The sequence below is a fragment of the Parundibacterium terreum genome (genome assembly GCF_014636315.1).
Taxonomy (GTDB): Bacteria; Pseudomonadota; Gammaproteobacteria; order Burkholderiales; family Burkholderiaceae_D; genus Undibacterium; species Undibacterium terreum.
In genome coordinates, this window is the sequence record NZ_BMED01000002.1 from 911,413 (window position 1) to 928,339 (window position 16,927).

Annotated in this window: 15 protein-coding genes; 5 read left to right on the forward strand and 10 right to left on the reverse strand. The window is 55.5% G+C overall.

Features of this window, described 5'->3' with window-relative positions; translation table 11 throughout:
- Positions 1-262: 262 nt before the first annotated feature.
- Positions 263-1,207, reverse strand: a complete 945-nt coding sequence (gene ylqF / locus IEW12_RS13165; protein ID WP_188566472.1) for a ribosome biogenesis GTPase YlqF — start codon at positions 1,205-1,207, stop codon at positions 263-265.
- A 210-nt stretch (positions 1,208-1,417) separates the two neighbouring features.
- Positions 1,418-2,356 carry a histone deacetylase family protein gene (locus IEW12_RS13170; RefSeq protein WP_188566473.1) on the reverse strand — a complete coding sequence of 313 codons (939 nt, stop codon included), beginning with the start codon at positions 2,354-2,356 and terminating at the stop codon, positions 1,418-1,420.
- A 224-nt stretch (positions 2,357-2,580) separates the two neighbouring features.
- Between IEW12_RS13170 and IEW12_RS13175 the strand changes: the two genes are divergently transcribed.
- The 5 genes from IEW12_RS13175 (at position 2,581) to IEW12_RS13195 (ending at position 8,456) form a co-directional block, all read left to right on the forward strand.
- The gene (locus tag IEW12_RS13175; protein WP_188566474.1) at positions 2,581-3,501 is read left to right on the forward strand and encodes an AAA family ATPase; all 921 of its coding nucleotides are present in this window, start codon (positions 2,581-2,583) and stop codon (positions 3,499-3,501) included.
- A gap of 4 nt (positions 3,502-3,505) precedes the next feature.
- On the forward strand, positions 3,506-4,498 hold the full coding sequence (locus IEW12_RS13180) for a DUF58 domain-containing protein (RefSeq protein WP_188566475.1): 993 nt from the start codon (positions 3,506-3,508) through the stop codon (positions 4,496-4,498).
- Positions 4,499-4,532: 34 nt separating this feature from the next.
- Complete coding sequence (locus tag IEW12_RS13185; RefSeq protein WP_188566476.1) at positions 4,533-6,548, forward strand: transglutaminase TgpA family protein; 2,016 nt, start codon at positions 4,533-4,535, stop codon at positions 6,546-6,548.
- 72 nt (positions 6,549-6,620) lie between these two features.
- Entirely contained in the window at positions 6,621-7,739 is a 1,119-nt protein-coding gene (mltB, locus tag IEW12_RS13190) for a lytic murein transglycosylase B (protein ID WP_229751088.1), read from the forward strand.
- 399 nt (positions 7,740-8,138) lie between these two features.
- Positions 8,139-8,456 carry a hypothetical protein gene (locus tag IEW12_RS13195; protein ID WP_188566477.1) on the forward strand — a complete coding sequence of 106 codons (318 nt, stop codon included), beginning with the start codon at positions 8,139-8,141 and terminating at the stop codon, positions 8,454-8,456.
- A gap of 144 nt (positions 8,457-8,600) precedes the next feature.
- Here IEW12_RS13195 and cysM read toward each other — a convergent pair whose 3' ends face one another.
- From cysM to rpsA, 8 genes are all read right to left on the reverse strand, one after another.
- Positions 8,601-9,503, reverse strand: coding sequence for a cysteine synthase CysM (cysM, locus tag IEW12_RS13200; RefSeq protein WP_188566841.1), 903 nt, complete (start codon positions 9,501-9,503; stop codon positions 8,601-8,603).
- Positions 9,504-9,672: 169 nt separating this feature from the next.
- Entirely contained in the window at positions 9,673-10,239 is a 567-nt protein-coding gene (locus IEW12_RS13205) for a ComEA family DNA-binding protein (RefSeq protein WP_188566478.1), read from the reverse strand.
- A gap of 329 nt (positions 10,240-10,568) precedes the next feature.
- Positions 10,569-11,501 (reverse strand): D-glycero-beta-D-manno-heptose-7-phosphate kinase, encoded by a 933-nt coding sequence (gene rfaE1, locus IEW12_RS13210; RefSeq protein ID WP_188566479.1) that lies wholly within the window; start codon positions 11,499-11,501, stop codon positions 10,569-10,571.
- 69 nt (positions 11,502-11,570) lie between these two features.
- A complete protein-coding gene (locus IEW12_RS13215) occupies positions 11,571-12,944 on the reverse strand; it encodes a UDP-glucose dehydrogenase family protein (RefSeq protein WP_188566480.1) in 1,374 nt (457 codons plus the stop codon).
- A gap of 153 nt (positions 12,945-13,097) precedes the next feature.
- Entirely contained in the window at positions 13,098-14,273 is a 1,176-nt protein-coding gene (gene lapB / locus IEW12_RS13220; RefSeq protein WP_188566481.1) for a lipopolysaccharide assembly protein LapB, read from the reverse strand.
- 62 nt (positions 14,274-14,335) lie between these two features.
- Complete coding sequence (locus tag IEW12_RS13225) at positions 14,336-14,641, reverse strand: lipopolysaccharide assembly protein LapA domain-containing protein (RefSeq protein ID WP_188566482.1); 306 nt, start codon at positions 14,639-14,641, stop codon at positions 14,336-14,338.
- A 205-nt stretch (positions 14,642-14,846) separates the two neighbouring features.
- On the reverse strand, positions 14,847-15,152 hold the full coding sequence (locus IEW12_RS13230) for an integration host factor subunit beta (RefSeq protein ID WP_188566483.1): 306 nt from the start codon (positions 15,150-15,152) through the stop codon (positions 14,847-14,849).
- A 17-nt stretch (positions 15,153-15,169) separates the two neighbouring features.
- Positions 15,170-16,885 carry a 30S ribosomal protein S1 gene (gene rpsA, locus IEW12_RS13235; RefSeq protein WP_229751089.1) on the reverse strand — a complete coding sequence of 572 codons (1,716 nt, stop codon included), beginning with the start codon at positions 16,883-16,885 and terminating at the stop codon, positions 15,170-15,172.
- Positions 16,886-16,927 lie beyond the last annotated feature (42 nt).

Below are 16,927 nucleotides of genomic sequence, written 5' to 3' on the forward strand. Positions count from 1 at the left end.
AGCATTTTGTGCTTCGCAGAAAATGGATCAGAAACAGAGGTTGTCTGAGCGCAGCGAGTTTCGTCTGTTTCCCATTTTTTGCGACGCGCAAAATGTGATGGCGCTTGCCGCCATCACCCGAAGGGCAAGTCTGCGGTCGCCTTTTGTTTGCTTACTTTATTTTGGCGAAGCAAAATAAAGTGAGTAGCCGCCGGGCTACCCCCGGCCAGCAATCATAAAACCAAACACGCCGGCCGAAACGTGCCTCAGGCGCGCAAACCGCTTATTGGCGATCCAGAGGATCAAGATCCCCCTGCTCCCCAACAGAAACATCCGTAGTCTTCCCCTGCCCCAGCAACACCGGCGGCACATAATTCGCCAGCAAAATCTCCCTGCTCTGCGGCGTCTCCAGGCTGACACGCCCCAGCGCGCCGCTGCGGTAATCCAGCAGCAAGGTATGCGCGGCTTTTTCAAAATCCCAGTCGCCGCCTTTCAGGCGATACGCGCGTTTCTGCGCCACGCCTTCGATCACGCTGACAGCATCGATACCCTCGGTCTTGATGCCATAACGCGCGGTCAGGTATTGCGGGTACAGCGCCAGCAATTGCTCGGCCAGGAAAGTCGCCACTTCTTCTTCAATCAAGGCATTCACGCCGACCGCATGGCTGGCGGCCAGCATCAGGCCGTCGGTTGGATGCTGGATCTTGGGCCACAGCATGCCGGGCGTGTCGGTCAATATCATGTTCTTGCCCAGATACAGGCGCTGCTGCACCTTGGTCACCGCCGGTTCATCGCCGACATTGGCCACGCGCTTTTTCAGCAGCGCATTCATCAGCGTCGATTTGCCGACGTTGGGGATGCCCATGATCATCATGCGCAGCGGCTTGGTTGGCACGCCGCGGTGCGGCGCGCACTCCAGCGCCAGTGCAGGAATGCGGGCGACGTCGGATGGCTTCTTGCAGCTCAGCGCAACGGCGCGCACACCCTTCTGGCTATTGTAGAAATCGATCCAGGCCTTGGTGGCGACAGGATCGGCCAGGTCGCTCTTGTTCAGGATCTTCAGGCAAGGACGCTGGCGGAAGGTGCGCAACTGCTCCACCATGGGATTGCAGCTGGCTTGCGGAATACGCGCATCGAGAACTTCTATCACCAGGTCGGTGCTTTCCATGGTCTCCGCCGCTTTTTTGCGGGCGGCGTTCATGTGGCCTGGGAACCATTGTATGGACATGCTTTTCTTCTATTTACTAAACAAAGCGCTATTTTACGGACTTGTGCCCGCTAAAGCCGATTTGTTTTCTATAAACCGGAGCAAAAAGACAGTAAAAATCTTGAAATCAGCAATAAATTCCGCCAATAACGCAAATCAAGACCCTATTTCACGCGAAAAGTAGCAAACAGGCATGCATTTAGGGCATTCAGCCGGGGGAAGTCCAGGCAATTACTCCAGTTCCGCCAGCACCTTGATATGGGCAACCACACTGCGCCCCAACGCGGACATGTTGTAACCGCCTTCCAGGCAACTGACGATGCGGCCCTTGGCATAAGTCTTCGCCACATCCATGATCTTGCGCGTGATCCACGCATAGTCAGCCTCCACCAGCCCCATCTGTCCCATATCATCTTCGCGGTGCGCATCAAAACCGGCAGAGATGAAAATCATTTCCGGCTGGTGCTCATGCAACGCCGGCAGCCATTTATCCATGACCAGTTGCCTTACCACGTCGCCATAGCTATGGGCAGGAACAGGCACGTTGACCATATTGTGCGAAGGATGGCCGGTGCCGGAGTAGGGATAAAACGGATGCTGGAAAAAACTGACCATCAGCACGCGCGGATCGCCGCTGAAGGCGGCCTCGGTGCCATTGCCGTGATGGACATCGAAATCGACAATCGCGACTCTCTTCAGGCCGTGCACTTCCATCGCATGTTTTGCCGCAATCGCGACGTTGTTGAACATGCAAAAGCCCATTGCATCGGTAGGCGTTGCATGGTGGCCCGGCGGCCTAACTGAACAAAAAGCATTGTCCAGCTCGCCGGCGATAACCGCATCGGTGGCGGCCACCGCGGCGCCTGCAGCGCGCAGCGAAGCGCGCCAGGTATAAGCGTTCAGGCTGGTATCCGCATCCAGCGGGAAGTAGGTATATTCAGAACTGGCGGTCGGGCAATTCTCGCGTATGCGGTAGATCGCATCGGCACTGTGTACGCGGGCCAGCTCGGCCTCATCGGCTGCAGGCGCCTCGCGGTAATCGAGCAGGCTGTCGATGCGGCTGGCGATCAACTGGTCTTCTATCGCCTGCAGGCGCTCCGGACATTCGGGATGCCAGGATCCCATTTCATGGCGCTTGCAATCAGCGTGGGTATAAAACGCAGTCGTCATTTGCTTTGTTTTTTAGTGGTTATTGTAAAGTCCGCCGGTCCCTGTAATGCGCACGCGAACTACCTGCCCCGCCTTGCAACCTATTCGATCGATAGATAGGAACAGATGCTGTAGTTTCAACCGAATCGTACTTTTTTGCAAATCGACAGCAAAACCGCTGTGGCTGCGAACAAATGCCAGGATTCAGATTACACTAGCTGCATTTATGTCCTGAAGGCAAAACCATGTTTTCCAAAGTGCACGACGTCGCCAAGCAAGTGGGCCAGATTATCATCGGCAAAGATTTGCAAATACGCCAATCCCTGGTCTGCCTGCTGGCCGGCGGCCACCTGCTGATCGAGGACGTGCCTGGTGTGGGCAAGACCACGCTGGCGCACGCACTGGCGATTTCGCTGGGCCTGAAGTTCAACCGCCTGCAGTTCACCAGCGATCTGCTGCCCGCGGATGTGGCGGGCATCTCCATCTTCGACCGCGAAAAGAACCAGTTCGTATTTCATCCCGGCCCGGTCTTCACCCAGGTGCTGTTGGCCGACGAGATCAACCGCGCCACGCCGAAGACCCAGTCTGCGCTGCTGGAGGCCATGGAAGAACGGCAAGTCACTGCAGAAGGCCAGACCCGGCCGCTGCCGCATCCTTTCTTTGTGATCGCTACGCAAAACCCCAGCTACCAGGTAGGCACCTTTGCGCTACCGGAATCGCAACTGGATCGCTTCCTGATGTGCCTGTCGCTAGGCTACCCGGATGCGGCCGCTGAACGCGCCCTGCTGCTCGGCGAAGACAGGCGCAGCCTGCTGAATGCCTTGCCGACAGCGATGCAACCCAGCCAGCTACTGGAAGCGCAGCAGGCGCTGAAGCACGTGCATACGTCGGCTTCATTGATCGACTATGTGCAGGCACTGGCGCATGCCACCCGCCAGGGCGACCTGTTCGCCGACGGCATGAGCCCGCGCGCCTCCATCGCTTTGTTGCAGGCAGCGCGTGCCTGGGCGGCGCTGGAAGGGCGCGACCACGTATTGCCGGAAGATGTGCAGGCGGTATTGATCCCTGTCATCGCGCACCGCATGCGGCCATTGAAATCGGTCAGCGGCAAGGTCAGCGCCAGCAGCGAACTGCTGGGCCAACTGATGCTGAAAGTCGCGGTATAACACCATGCTGGCATCGCTACAGCAAAGATTCCGGCGGCTGGTGTTCCTTGAACATAGGCCGGAAGCCGGCGAAGTCTTCCTGAAGCAGCGCCGGGTATTTACCCTGCCCGGCAAAGCCGGCCTGATGTTTGTCGTGCTACTCATCGTGTTATTCATTGCCGCGACCAACTATAGCCTGAGCCTGGGCTTTGCGCTGACCTTTGTACTGGGAGCCTGTGCCTGGGTCAATGCCTTCCTGACCTTTCGCAACCTGGCCTACCTGCATTTGCTGGCCGGGCCGGCGCAACCGGTGTTTGCCGGTGAAGAGGCGCAATTCACGCTGCACCTGATTAACCGCCGCAAGCATCAGCGTTATGCCATCTGGATAGGCTTTTCCGGGGAAGGCCATCAGGAGCAGCCGGTGGATATCGCGCCGAATAGCCGTACCAGCATACAACTGAGCGCGCCGTCGCTGCAAAGAGGCTGGCTGCCGATCCCGCGGGTGCGCCTGCAGACCTGGTTTCCGCTGGGCCTGCTCCGCGCATGGAGCACCTGGCTGCCGGATGCGCAGGCGCTGGTTTATCCGCAACCGGAACAGCATGCGCCGCCGCTACCTTATGCCGGCAGCAGCCAGGCTGATGGCCAGGGTCACGCAGGCAATGAAGATTTTTCCGGCGTCAGGGCCTACCAGACCGGCGACGCCGTCAAGCATCTGGCGTGGAAGCATATCGCCAGGATGGCCGTCGAATCCGGAGGCCCGCTAATTACCAAGGAATTTTCAGGCGGCTCGGCCAGCGACCTGACACTGGACTACGACAAGCTGCCGCGCAGCATGGACACTGAGCTGAGGCTGTCACGCATGACGCGCTGGGTGCTGGAGGCGGATGCCACCGCGCTGCCGTACGCATTCCACCTCGGCGGCATCAGCTACCCGGCCCGGACAGGCCAGGCACACCGGCTGGAATGCCTGCAGGCCCTGGCGCTGCATGAGCTGCATGAGCCACCCCGCGCACGATAAAAGGCGAACGAAAACGAACCATGAGTAACGAGCAATGACGCAGCGAGCGTCCTCCTCACTAGCCAGCCTGCATACCACCTGGCGCAAGCAGCCGCTGTCACGCGACAAGGCAGACACTTTATTGCTGCTGGCGGCATGCCTGCTGGTGATCCTGCCGCATACCTTCAATCTGGCCTGGTGGATCAATCTCGCCTGCATAGGCTTGCTGGCATGGCGCGGCTGGCTGACATTGACCGGCAGGCGCTTGCCGCCGTCATGGGTATTGGTCCCTGTCGCCCTGCTGATAATGGCGGGCATCTTTGCCAGCTTCCGCACTTTTTTCGGTCGCGAGGTCGGCGTCGCCATGCTGGTATTGCTGCTGACCTGCAAGCTGCTGGAGATGCATGCGAAACGCGATTTGTTCGTCGTGCTGTTCCTCGCCTTTTTCCTGCAACTGACCAGCTTCTTTTATTCGCAAACCATGGGCACGGCGCTGCTGAGCGCAATCACGATTGTGGTGCTGCTGACGGCGCAGCTTTCTTTTCATTACACCGGCGTGGTGCCCCCTTTGAGGCAAAGGCTGAAGCTGGGCGCGTCCATACTGGGTCTGGCGATTCCCTTGACGCTGGTGGCCTTTGTGCTTTTTCCGCGCATACAAGGGCCGCTGTGGGGGCTGCCCAGCGATGCCAATGCGGGGCGCAGCGGGCTATCTGATTCTATGGAGCCCGGCAATATCAGCAATCTCGCGCTATCGGACGATATTGCTTTTCGCGTCAAATTCGTCGGCGCAACCCCGCCTCGTTCGCTGATGTACTGGCGCGGCGTGGTGCTGGATCAATTTGACGGCAAGAGCTGGACCCAGAATGCGCAATACTCTCCCGACCCGCCGCAGGATGCCCGCCGCCTGGACGGCAAACCAATCACACAAGAAATCATCCTGGAACCCAGCGGGCAGCAATGGCTGTTCGCGCTTGATTTGCCGGACGCGGCACCTGCGATAGAAAACACAAGCAGCCGGCTCAATAGCAGGATGGAATTACGTACTGCACGACCGGTCAGCAAACGGCTGCGCTACCTGGCCCGCTCATATCCACAATATGCGCTGGAAACGGAAATCCGCCGCGGCGTGCTGAACCGTGCACTGACCCTGCCTCCCGGCTACAATCCGCGCACCCTGGCCTTCGCCGCCGAACTGCGCAAACGCTACACTGACGATACGCAACTGATCAACGCGGTCTTGCAGTTTTTCCGTACAGAGAAATTTTCATACACACTGGAACCGCCTTTGCTGGGTGAAAACGGCGTCGACGATTTCCTGTTCAATACGCGCGAAGGTTTCTGTGAGCATTACTCCAGCTCCTTCGCAGTATTGATGCGAGCCGCCGGCATCCCTGCCCGCGTCGTGGCCGGTTATCAGGGCGGGTCGCTGAATGTCGTTGACGGCTATATGGAGGTCAGGCAGGCCGATGCGCACGCGTGGACCGAGGTCTGGCTGCCGGAACGAGGCTGGCTGAGGGTGGACCCCACCGCGGCGGTTGCTCCCGGCCGGGTCAGCCTGAATGCACCGTTGCCCAGGCGCGGTATTGCAGGCCTGTTTACGGTGAACAGGGATTCCATGTTTGCCGATCTGCGCATGCGCTGGGACGCACTCAACAATAGCTGGAATCAATGGGTGCTGAATTACAACGACGGAGTGCAAAAGGACTTCCTGCGTTCGCTGGGCTTCTCCGATGTGGACTGGCCGCAACTGGTGCTGCTGCTATTCCTGGCGGGCGCTGTTGCTATCGGCATTGTTGCACTGCCTCTGATGCGCAATCGCGTTCGAATTACGCCGCTTGATAAGGTATACTTTTTACTATGCCAGAAAATGGCAAAGAAGGCTTACGCGAGGGCAAAGCATGAAGGGCCTGTGGCCTATGCGGAGCGCCTGAGGGCTGGTTTATCCGCCGAAGCCTATGCGCCGGTGGAAAAATTCCTGGCGCTGTATGCCGCGGCCAAGTATGGCAAGAACAGCCTGCCGGAGGCAGTGATAGTCTCCCGGCTGAAGACCCTGCTGGCCGAGTGCAGTTGATGCTGATGAAGCCTGCACCGATCGCCTAGCGTATTTCACTTTATTCCAGATTATTGATCCTTACCCTTTATTTTGAAATCATCCAAATCCCTTACCCTGGCAACATTGCTGATTGCAACAACTCTCGCAAGCCAATCTAGTTTCGCCGCCGGCGCCGGTAGCAAGAACAGCAGCAAAAAAGCCAGGACCCAGACAGCTCTCGCCGGTGACCAGGGCGGTACCGAGTACGTGCATTTCGCCCAATGGAAAGACGTGTCTGCCTTCATGGACCAGATGGTGCAGGCGCACGGCTTCGACCGCAACAAGCTGGCTGCCGATTTCGACAACACCCGCTATATCGAGTCCGCGATCAAGCTGATCAAGCCTGCTCCCAGCGGCCGCCCCAAAAACTGGAAAGCCTATCGCGCGCGCTTTGTGGAGCCCAAGCGCATCGATGCCGGGCTCGCCTTCTGGGACCAGTATGCCGATGCGCTGGCGCGCGCAGAGAGCCAGTATGGCGTGCCGGCAGAGATCATCGTCGGCCTGATCGGTGTTGAAAGCATCTTCGGCCGCATGACGGGCGGTTTCCGCGTGATGGATACCTTGACTACGCTGGCTTTTGCCTATCCGGATACGCCTACCCGCGAAGCCAGGATGGAATTTTTCAGATCCGAACTGGAGAATTTTTTACTGATGGCGCGTGATTCCGGTACCGATCCTTTCAGCTATAAGGGTTCATACGCCGGTGCGATAGGGCTGCCGCAATTCATGCCGGGCAGCATACGCAAGTTCGCGGTAGATTTTGACGGCGACGGCAAGATAGATTTGTCCGGGTCACCGGTAGACGCCATCGGCAGTGTCGCCAACTACCTGTCGCTGCACGGCTGGAAGAAATCTCTGCCTACGGTATTTCCGGCAACGCTGGCAATTCCCGACAGCGATGCCGCCAACGGCGCGATCGCTGCCTACCAGACCCAGGGCCTGAAAGCCTCTTATACGCTGGACGAGTTGAAGGCGGTAGCCAGCACAGCCGGTGATGCGCCCGGCAATCTGCTGTACGGCCTGATCGATCTGCAAAATGGCGACGAGGCGACCGAATACTGGTTCGGCACCGATAATTTTTATGCTATCGCGCAATACAACCGCAGCTTTTTTTATGCGATGTCAGTGATAGACCTGGGCAGGGTGATAGGCGCGGCGCGGGCTAAATAATGCGCGCCTGAATCGTGTTTGCGGATGATGAGCTGGGAAGGCTTGGACTGGATGTTTCAGCAGTCAATATCGTGTCATTGAAGGCAAGATTCCTGAAAGGAAAGCTAGAGGATTTTGCCTAAAATTAGCGGGAAGATATTATTTCTCAATGGAAATAATCTGCATCATAACAACTATTTACGCAACAAATATTGCTAACTAGTATTTTTTAAACTACATTAGTATTATCTAATGATACATTCAGATGCAAATAATGCAATGTGTCAAGAGATTTAACAATGTTTTGCTATTCTAATGGCAAGTAAAAGCCGTTTTAAAGATACAATATTACCGTTTGGTTAATTTTTTATTGAAGCAACAATTCCGCATCAATAAGCTTAAATAAATAGCGAGGTAATTATGGCAAATCTGACCCAGCTTGAATCCGATGATATCGACTACGATCCAAACAATCTGTTGGATACATTGATCAAGCAACTGCATTTGAAAAATGATGCGGCATTATCCAGGGCACTGGAAGTAGCACCACCCGTCATCAGCAAAATCAGGCATCGTCGTCTGCCAGTTGGCGCATCTTTGTTGATACGCATGCACGAAATCTCTGATGTCAGCATCAAGGATCTGCGTGAACTGATGGGTGACCGTCGCGCAAAGTTCCGTATCAGCGACAAACAGTTCAAACCAAAAGATACAGATACTTCCTCTACGCCACAGTAATCGCGGCAGAAGTACCGAGAATAACGAAGATGTGCCACGAGCACCTCTTCGTTATTTTTTTTTGGGCGATCAGGAAACGGCATCCAATGCAAAATGCCCGCAGCTGCGGGCATTTATGGAAACAGGATGCGGAATGAAGGAAAATCAGGCGGGAAATACGCCGGTAGACAAATAGCGGTCGCCGCGATCGCAAACGACAAAGACGATGGTCGCGTTTTCTACCGTGTGTGCAATACGCAGCGCCACTTCGCAGGCACCAGCCGCAGAGATGCCGGCAAAGATACCCTCTTCCGCTGCCAGCCGCCTGGCCATATGCTCCGCATCCGACTGGCTGACCGATTCCACCTGGTCTACCTTGGCCTTGTCAAAAATCTTGGGCATATAGGCTTCCGGCCATTTACGAATGCCGGGAATCTGCGATCCCTCTTCCGGCTGCGCACCGATGATCTGGATATCCGGATTTTTTTCCTTCAGATAGCTGGAAACCCCCATGATGGTGCCGGTTGTGCCCATCGCACTGACGAAGTGGGTGATCCGGCCTTCGGTATCGCGCCAGATTTCCGGTCCTGTGGTTTCATAGTGCGCCAGCGGATTATCCGGATTGGCGAACTGGTCCAGTATCGTGCCCTTGCCCTCCTTTTGCATCTGCTCCGCCAAGTCGCGCGCGTATTCCATGCCGCCGGTCTTGGGCGTCAGCAGGATCTGCGCGCCATAGGCTGCCATGCTCTGGCGCCGTTCTATGCTCAGATTTTCCGGCATCAATAACAGCATCTTGTAGCCGCGCATCGCGGCCGCCATCGCCAGCGCAATACCGGTGTTGCCACTGGTTGCTTCTATCAGCGTATCGCCGGGCTTGATCTGCCCGCGCTCTTCCGCCCGCTTGATCATCGATAGCGCCGGCCTGTCCTTGACCGAGCCTGCCGGGTTATTACCCTCCAGCTTGCCCAGGATGATATTGTTGCGCCGTTTGATTTCCTCTCCAGGCAAACGCTGGAGCATCACTAGCGGTGTATTTCCTATCGTGTCTTCTATCGTCAAATAAGGCATGAGGCGTTCTGCATAAGTGTTCCAAACCATCATTCTAAACGCTGGCGGCCATTGCCGCTTGCGATGCCTAAAAATTCAGCGCTGCATTCAGTGCCGTATTCAGCACGGGGCGTGCAGGCAAAAAAAAATCCCTCCGGCTGGCGGAGGGATTTCCATGAGTGAAACTCTATTATTTGGACGCAGAGGCGGATGCTGCTGCCGCTGCTTCCTTGGCAGCTTTTTTGGATGCCTTGGTAGGTTTCGATGCCTTCTCTTCAGCAGCAGCCGGTGCCGGTGCTGCAGCCGAAGCCGAGGCAGCAGCCGATGCTTTGGCGGCCTTGGCAGCTTTTGCCGGTTTGGCGGCTTTTTCTTCAGCCGCTGCAGGCGCGGCGGCCGGTGCGGCGGCGGGGGCTGCAGCAGAGGCGGCTGCTTTCGCTGGTGCTGCTGCCTTGGCTGCTTTTGCCGGTGCAGCCGCAGCCGCACCGGATTTAGCCTGGCCATTGACCGTCAGGCCGGCTTCGGACAGCTTGGTGCCGCTTTTATCGCCTATGCCTTTGACGCGCGCTTCAAAATCAGCCCAATCCTTGAAGTTGCCGCCTTTGGTGCGTTCATCCACAATCGCTTTCGATTTTGCCGGGCCTATCCCTTTAATGCCATCCAGTGCAGCCTGGTCAGCCTTGTTGACATCGACCTGGGCAAACGCAAAACCCATGGTGGCGATCAGCGTGGCAACGACTAACAGTAATTTCTTGAACATAAAGCACTCCTAATAGGTAAAGGCGGGTGATTTGGTGTTGTGCAGAAGCTGCCGCATGGAAGGCGAAAATTTAGCCGAACCGCTGACAATAGCCCCAGAACGTAATCAATGATGTTGGCGTCCTGACTACACAACGAATGTACAAGATCGCGGTTGACATGCCAAGTCGCCAAACCGCGAAATTATCGATTAGTTAATATTTGTTGACAAAAACGAGGCTTTTTGGGGATGCGTTCCACCGGCCCGGGAAGCGGTGCCGATGAAATGCAGGAATGTAGGAAGGAAATGTGGAAGAATCAGAGAAGAATCAGGATATGCAGCGGCCAATCCTAAGGGAAGAGCTCTTCCCGTGAGACCGTCGCCGTACCCAGCTTACCCACCACGATGCCGCCGGCGCGATTGGCAGTAACTACCGCATCGCGCATGGGCATGCCTGAGGCCAGCATGGCTGCCATCGTGGCAATCACCGTGTCACCGGCACCGGAGACGTCAAACACTTCCCTGGCCATGGCCGGTACATTGGTCACTTCTGCTTCGGTGTACAGCGTCATGCCCTCTTCCGAACGGGTCAGCAGCAGCGCTTCCAGTTGCAGCGAGCGGCGCAGGTTTTGCGCCTTTTCCGTCAGCTCTGCCTCGCTATGCCAGTCGCCGATGATCTGGCGCAGCTCGGACTTGTTCGGCGTCAGCAGCGATGCGCCGGTATAGCGCTTGAAGTCGCTGCCTTTAGGGTCAACCAGCACCAGCTTGCCGGCCTGGCGCGCAGCAGCGATCATCATCGCCACATTCACCAGGCTGCCTTTGGCATAGTCGGACAGCACAATCACGTCGTAACCGGCGATCAGCGCATTGAAGCGTGTCAGCTTGTCCTGCAATACCTGTTCCGTCGGACGCTCTTCAAAATCGATACGCAGCAACTGCTGTTGGCGGCCAATCACGCGCAGCTTGATGATGGTGGAAATACTCTGGTCGCGGCTCAGATAGCTGGAAATGCCGGATTGCCCCAGCAAGTCCTCGACGATATTGCCCGCCTCGTCATGGCCGATCACGCCCAGCAAACCGGCCTGCAAGCCCAATGCCGCCGCATTGCGGGCAACATTGGCTGCGCCACCCAGCCTTTCCTCGCGCCGTTCCACGCGCACGATAGGCACCGGCGCTTCGGGAGAGATGCGATTGACTTCGCCAAACCAGTAACGGTCCAGCATCACATCTCCCGCCACCAGCATGCGCAGCGGCTCGGTTCTCTTTAAAAAAATATCAGCCATCTCTGCTATCCCAGCCACTCTCTCGTGTTTCCTTGCATTGCCATTTATTTCTACCGACGTTTGCCTGTCTTAGGCGCGGGTCAATACCGAACGGCCTATGCCGTGGTATTCGATATCCAGACCCGACATCACGGAAGGCTCGAACAGATTGCGGCCATCAAAAATCACAGGATTTTTCAGGCGCGATTTCACTTGGTCGAAGTTAGGGCTGCGGAAGGCTTTCCATTCGGTGACGATGGCCAGCGCGTCAGCCTTGTCCAGTGCATCCATAGGATTGACGGCGTAGCTGATGTTTTTCAACAATTGCGGCGCATCGGCAAAGTCCAGTTCCAGCACGCGTTTCGCTTCTTCCATTGCCACCGGATCGTGCACGGCAACGGTCGCGCCGGCGCGCAGCAATTCGCTCAGCAGCACGCGCGACGATGCGGCACGCATGTCATCGGTATTCGGTTTGAATGCCAAGCCCCAGATTGCAAAATGCTTGCCGGACAAATCCTTGCCGAAACGCTTGAATATCTTGTTGCCCAATACCTGCTTCTGTTTCTCGTTGACTGCCTCTACCGAGTTCAGAATCATCAATTGCTGGCCGTATTCCTGTGCGGTGCGCTCCAGCGCCTGCACGTCTTTAGGGAAGCAGGAACCGCCGTAGCCGCAGCCTGCATACAGGAAGCTGTGGCCGATGCGAGGATCGGAACCTATCCCGTGGCGCACCGCCTCGATATCCACGCCGACCTGGTCAGCCAGATTGGCCAGCTCATTCATGAAGGAGATACGGGTAGCCAGCATCGCATTGGCAGCGTATTTGGTAAATTCGGCAGAGCGCACATCCATCCAGTGGATACGCTCATGGTTACGGTTGAAAGGCATGTACAGCGCTTTCATTTGCGCGCGCGCCGTGCTGCCTTCGGTGCTGTCGTCGCAACCGATGACGATACGGTCAGGGCGCATGAAGTCTTCTACCGCAGCGCCTTCTTTCAGGAATTCAGGATTGGACACTACCGAGAATTTAACGTCGGACGCGCGCTGGCTCAGTTCGCCCTGGATCGCCGCCTTGACCTTGTCGGCAGTGCCGACAGGTACTGTCGATTTGTCGACGATGACCTTGAAGCCGTTCATGTGCTTGCCGATATTGCGCGCAGCAGCCAAAACGTATTGCAGATCGGCAGAGCCGTCTTCATCCGGCGGCGTACCTACCGCGATGAACTGGATATCGCCGTGGGCCACGCTGGCTGCCACGTCAGTGGAAAACACGATACGGCCGGCAGCGCGGTTACGCGCTACGACTTCTTCCAGGCCCGGCTCATGAATGGGTATGCCGCCGCCATTGAGGATATCGATCTTGCGCTGGTCCACGTCCAGGCAAAAAACATCATTACCGAGCTCTGCCAGACATGCTCCGGTGACCAGACCCACATACCCCGTGCCAATAATAGTAATTTTCATTTTGCGATCACAATAGTTAAAAAGTTATACCCAATAACGATACAAATATTTCCACAACCAATACACAGTAGTACATGCACGACTAGCTCACCGCCAAGTTAAGCTAAATAAGCTAAACCAAGCCGGCGCTCACAGCACATGCATTCACTACACTTAATTCATCACATTCAATTCTTCCGTCCTGCGCGGCGGGTAGGTTTCCCACCTGCTGCAGCCTGGGCACTGCCAGTAGAACTGGCGCGCCTTGAAGCCGCAGTGCGAGCACTGGTAGCGTGCCAGCCTTTGCGCATAGCTCTGCACCAGGTTTTTCACCAGCGACAATTCCGGACGCACTTCCGGCGGAGCTGCCATCATACGGGCGTCCAGCAATTTGTCCAGCCCCAGCAGCGTTGGCGTACGGCGTAGTTCGTCGCTGACGAGCTGGTTAGCGGCTTCCACCGTATCCAGCTCCAGCGTCGCCTTGAACACCACCTCCAGCAAATCGATGGAGGGAGCCTCAGCCAGATAGCCTTTCAACAGATTCAAGCCCTCTTGCGGCCTCTCCTGCTTGCGGTAGGCATCCATCAGGCGCTGCGCCACCAAAGCCACATGCGGCACGCTTTGCTGTTCCACGCGGCGCCAGGTCAGCAAGGCTTTTTCCGTATCGCCGTTGGCCAGATGCACGTCTCCCATCAGGATGGTGGCACGCACATTATTGCGGTCTTCCGCCAATGCTTTTTCCAGCATCACCACAGCCGCATCAGGATGGGTGTGCACCAGCTCATCCTGCGCAATTTCACAGTAGAACTGGGCGATTTCCTTTTGCCTGCCACCCGCACCCGACTCTTGCAAGGCATGCGCAGCTTCTATCGCCCGGGCCCACTCTTTTTCGCGCTGGTAGATTTCCAGCAGCGCGCGCCGGGCTTGCGCCGAATAAGGGCCGGCGATCAATTGATTGAAGGTTTCTTCCGCCCTGTCCAGCAGGCCGGCCTTCAGGTAATCCTGGCCCAGCTCAAACATCGCCTGGGTCTGCAATTCCAGCGCCATGTCAGGGCGCGACAGCAGGTTCTGGTGGACGCGGATCGCGCGTTCGGTCTCGCCGCGCCTGCGGAAAAGGTTACCCAGCGCAAAGTGCAACTCCACGGTTTCCGGATCCAGCTTGACGATTTCGATGAAGGCGTCAATCGCCTTGTCCGGCTGATCGTTCAGCAGAAAGTTCAAACCCTTGAAATAGCCGCGCGGCAGGCTGCGGGATTCAGACAGCAATTGCCTGATATCGACGCGGGCCGCAATCCAGCCCAGCGCAAAAAACAGCGGGATACCCAGCAACCACCAAATTTCAAATTCCATGTTTTCTTATTTTCAGTTAACTATGCAAGCATGCCCCTAGGGTCAGCCATACTGAGCGACCCTCAGACGCTGTCCGGCGGTGGCGGCTGCAAGCTGGCCTTTTGATCGGCCTGACGTTCTTTTTCTATTTCCGCGATGGTTTTCTTGTGCTTGGAAATATCCCTGCGATGACGGAATACCATGGGCACCATCGCAAGACAACCCAGTATGCCCCCGGCCAGGAAAAAACCAAACAAAAGCAAAACCAAGGGTGCTGTGAATTCATATCCCAAAAAATATTCCAGCGTGACAATTTGACTATTTTTCAGCGCAAAGCCAAATAGTGCAATTAATATAATTGTCCAAATAATCCTGGAAATAATCTTCATCGTCTTCCTCTTATCATTATTAGGCAAAAGCGGCAGCGATTGCAGCAATCACCGAAAAGCACATCGTAACGCTATTGCTACTGTTAATGTTTAGAAAACAGAATTGTACGTGAAAAAAAAACGGCATATCGGGTAAGCGATATGCCGTTTTCATTTCTTTGCAAACTAGCTGTAGCGCATCTCATCATTGACGATGAGCTTAGCTTCAGTCGTCATGAATCGGTTGCCCTACCATTGCATCCACTCTTTCGCGCAATTCCTTGCCCGGTTTGAAATGCGGCACCCGTTTTTCAGGCACCATCACTTTATCCCCGGACTTGGGATTACGTCCGATACGCGGTGGCCGGCTATTCAAGGCAAAACTACCAAAACCACGAATCTCGATGCGCTGTCCGGTGGACAACGCATCAGACATCGCGTCGAGTATGGTTTTGACAGCGTAATCCGCATCTTTAGCTACCAGTTGCGGATAACGCTCAGCCAAGCGAGCAATCAACTCCGACTTAGTCATTTATGGATCTCAATGACTTAGTTTTTGTTGTCGAGCTTTGCTTTCAACAGTGCGCCCAAGCTGGTCGTACCGGAAGCTGCATTGGAGTCAGTAGACATCTTTTGCATTGCTTCTTGAGTTTCAGCGCTGTCTTTTGCTTTGATCGACAATTGGATACCACGAGCTTTACGGTCGATGTTCAGAACCAGGGCTTCAACAGTGTCGCCAACTTTCAGGTGTGTACCGGCATCTTCCACGCGGTCGCGGGAGATTTCGGAAGCGCGCAGGTAACCTTCAACGTCGTCAGCCAATTGGATGACAGCGCCTTTGGCTTCAACAGATTTCACTGTACCAGTAACGATCGCACCTTTGTCGTTCATTGCAGTGTAGTTGTTGAATGGGTCGCCTTCGAGCTGTTTAACGCCCAGGGAAACGCGTTCACGTTCAACGTCGATTGCCAGAACAACGGCTTCCAGTTCGTCACCTTTCTTGAAGCGGCGAACAGCTTCTTCGCCTGTTTCGTTCCAGGACAGGTCGGACAAATGCACCAGACCGTCGATGTTGCCGGACAAGCCGATGAACACGCCGAAGTCAGTGATGGATTTGATCGCGCCGCGAACTTTGTCACCTTTCTTGTGGTTGATCGCGAAATCATCCCAAGGATTGGCTTTGCACTGTTTCATGCCCAGGCTGATACGACGACGTTCTTCGTCGATTTCCAGAACCATGACTTCAACTTCGTCGCCCAATTGAACAACTTTGTTTGGTGCAACGTTTTTGTTTGTCCAGTCCATTTCGGAAACGTGTACCAGACCTTCGATACCTTGTTCTACTTCAACAAACGCGCCGTAGTCGGTCAGGTTCGTTACTTTACCGAACAGACGTGTGTGTTGTGGGTAACGACGGGACAGACCTGTCCATGGATCGTCGCCCAATTGTTTTACGCCCAGGGATACACGGTTTTTCTCTTGATCAAACTTCAGAACTTTTGCAGTGATCTCTTGACCAACTGTCAGAACTTCGGAAGGATGACGTACACGACGCCATGCCAGATCGGTGATGTGCAACAGGCCGTCGATGCCGCCCAGATCCACGAACGCGCCGTAGTCGGTGATGTTTTTCACAACGCCGGTAACCACTGTGCCTTCTTTCAGGGTTTCCATCAATTTTTGACGCTCTTCGCCCATCGAAGCTTCTACAACTGCACGACGTGACAACACAACGTTGTTACGCTTGCGGTCCAGCTTGATGACCTTGAATTCCATGGTCTTGCCTTCGTACGGTGTTGTATCTTTCACCGGACGTGTGTCAACCAGGGAACCTGGCAAGAAAGCGCGGATGCCGTTCGTCAGAACAGTCAGACCACCTTTGACTTTGCCATTAACTGTACCAGTAACGATCTCGCCAGACTCCAGCGCTTTTTCCAGCGCGAGCCAGGAGGCCAGACGTTTAGCTTTGTCACGGGACAGGATAGTGTCGCCGAAACCGTTTTCCAGCGAATCGATCGCTACGGAAACGAAATCACCGATGTTAACTTCCAGTTCGCCCTGGTCGTTTTTGAATTCTTCAACTGGGATGAATGCTTCAGACTTCAAGCCAGCATTAACGATCACGAAGTTGTGGTCGATACGTACGACTTCAGCAGAAATCACTTCACCGGAACGCATATCCTGACGTGACAAGGACTCTTCGAACAACGCTGCGAAGCTGCCATCACCGGTAGCAAAATCTTGGTTCATGAAAACAGTAGACATATATAACTCGAGTTAGCCAGAACATCACACAATGCGATGTAT

What these genes read in the sequence shown, in the direction of transcription:
- IEW12_RS13225 (WP_188566482.1), bottom strand. Translation starts at nt 14,641, where the DNA reads ATGAAGATTATTTCCAGGATTATTTGGACAATTATATTAATTGCACTA.
- IEW12_RS13175 (WP_188566474.1), top strand. Translation starts at nt 2,581, where the DNA reads ATGTTTTCCAAAGTGCACGACGTCGCCAAGCAAGTGGGCCAGATTATC.
- IEW12_RS13230 (WP_188566483.1), bottom strand. Translation starts at nt 15,152, where the DNA reads ATGACTAAGTCGGAGTTGATTGCTCGCTTGGCTGAGCGTTATCCGCAA.
- IEW12_RS13215 (WP_188566480.1), bottom strand. Translation starts at nt 12,944, where the DNA reads ATGAAAATTACTATTATTGGCACGGGGTATGTGGGTCTGGTCACCGGA.
- IEW12_RS13205 (WP_188566478.1), bottom strand. Translation starts at nt 10,239, where the DNA reads ATGTTCAAGAAATTACTGTTAGTCGTTGCCACGCTGATCGCCACCATG.
- IEW12_RS13185 (WP_188566476.1), top strand. Translation starts at nt 4,533, where the DNA reads ATGACGCAGCGAGCGTCCTCCTCACTAGCCAGCCTGCATACCACCTGG.
- lapB (WP_188566481.1), bottom strand. Translation starts at nt 14,273, where the DNA reads ATGGAATTTGAAATTTGGTGGTTGCTGGGTATCCCGCTGTTTTTTGCG.
- ylqF (WP_188566472.1), bottom strand. Translation starts at nt 1,207, where the DNA reads ATGTCCATACAATGGTTCCCAGGCCACATGAACGCCGCCCGCAAAAAA.
- rpsA (WP_229751089.1), bottom strand. Translation starts at nt 16,885, where the DNA reads ATGTCTACTGTTTTCATGAACCAAGATTTTGCTACCGGTGATGGCAGC.
- IEW12_RS13170 (WP_188566473.1), bottom strand. Translation starts at nt 2,356, where the DNA reads ATGACGACTGCGTTTTATACCCACGCTGATTGCAAGCGCCATGAAATG.
- IEW12_RS13180 (WP_188566475.1), top strand. Translation starts at nt 3,506, where the DNA reads ATGCTGGCATCGCTACAGCAAAGATTCCGGCGGCTGGTGTTCCTTGAA.
- IEW12_RS13195 (WP_188566477.1), top strand. Translation starts at nt 8,139, where the DNA reads ATGGCAAATCTGACCCAGCTTGAATCCGATGATATCGACTACGATCCA.
- cysM (WP_188566841.1), bottom strand. Translation starts at nt 9,503, where the DNA reads ATGCCTTATTTGACGATAGAAGACACGATAGGAAATACACCGCTAGTG.
- rfaE1 (WP_188566479.1), bottom strand. Translation starts at nt 11,501, where the DNA reads ATGGCTGATATTTTTTTAAAGAGAACCGAGCCGCTGCGCATGCTGGTG.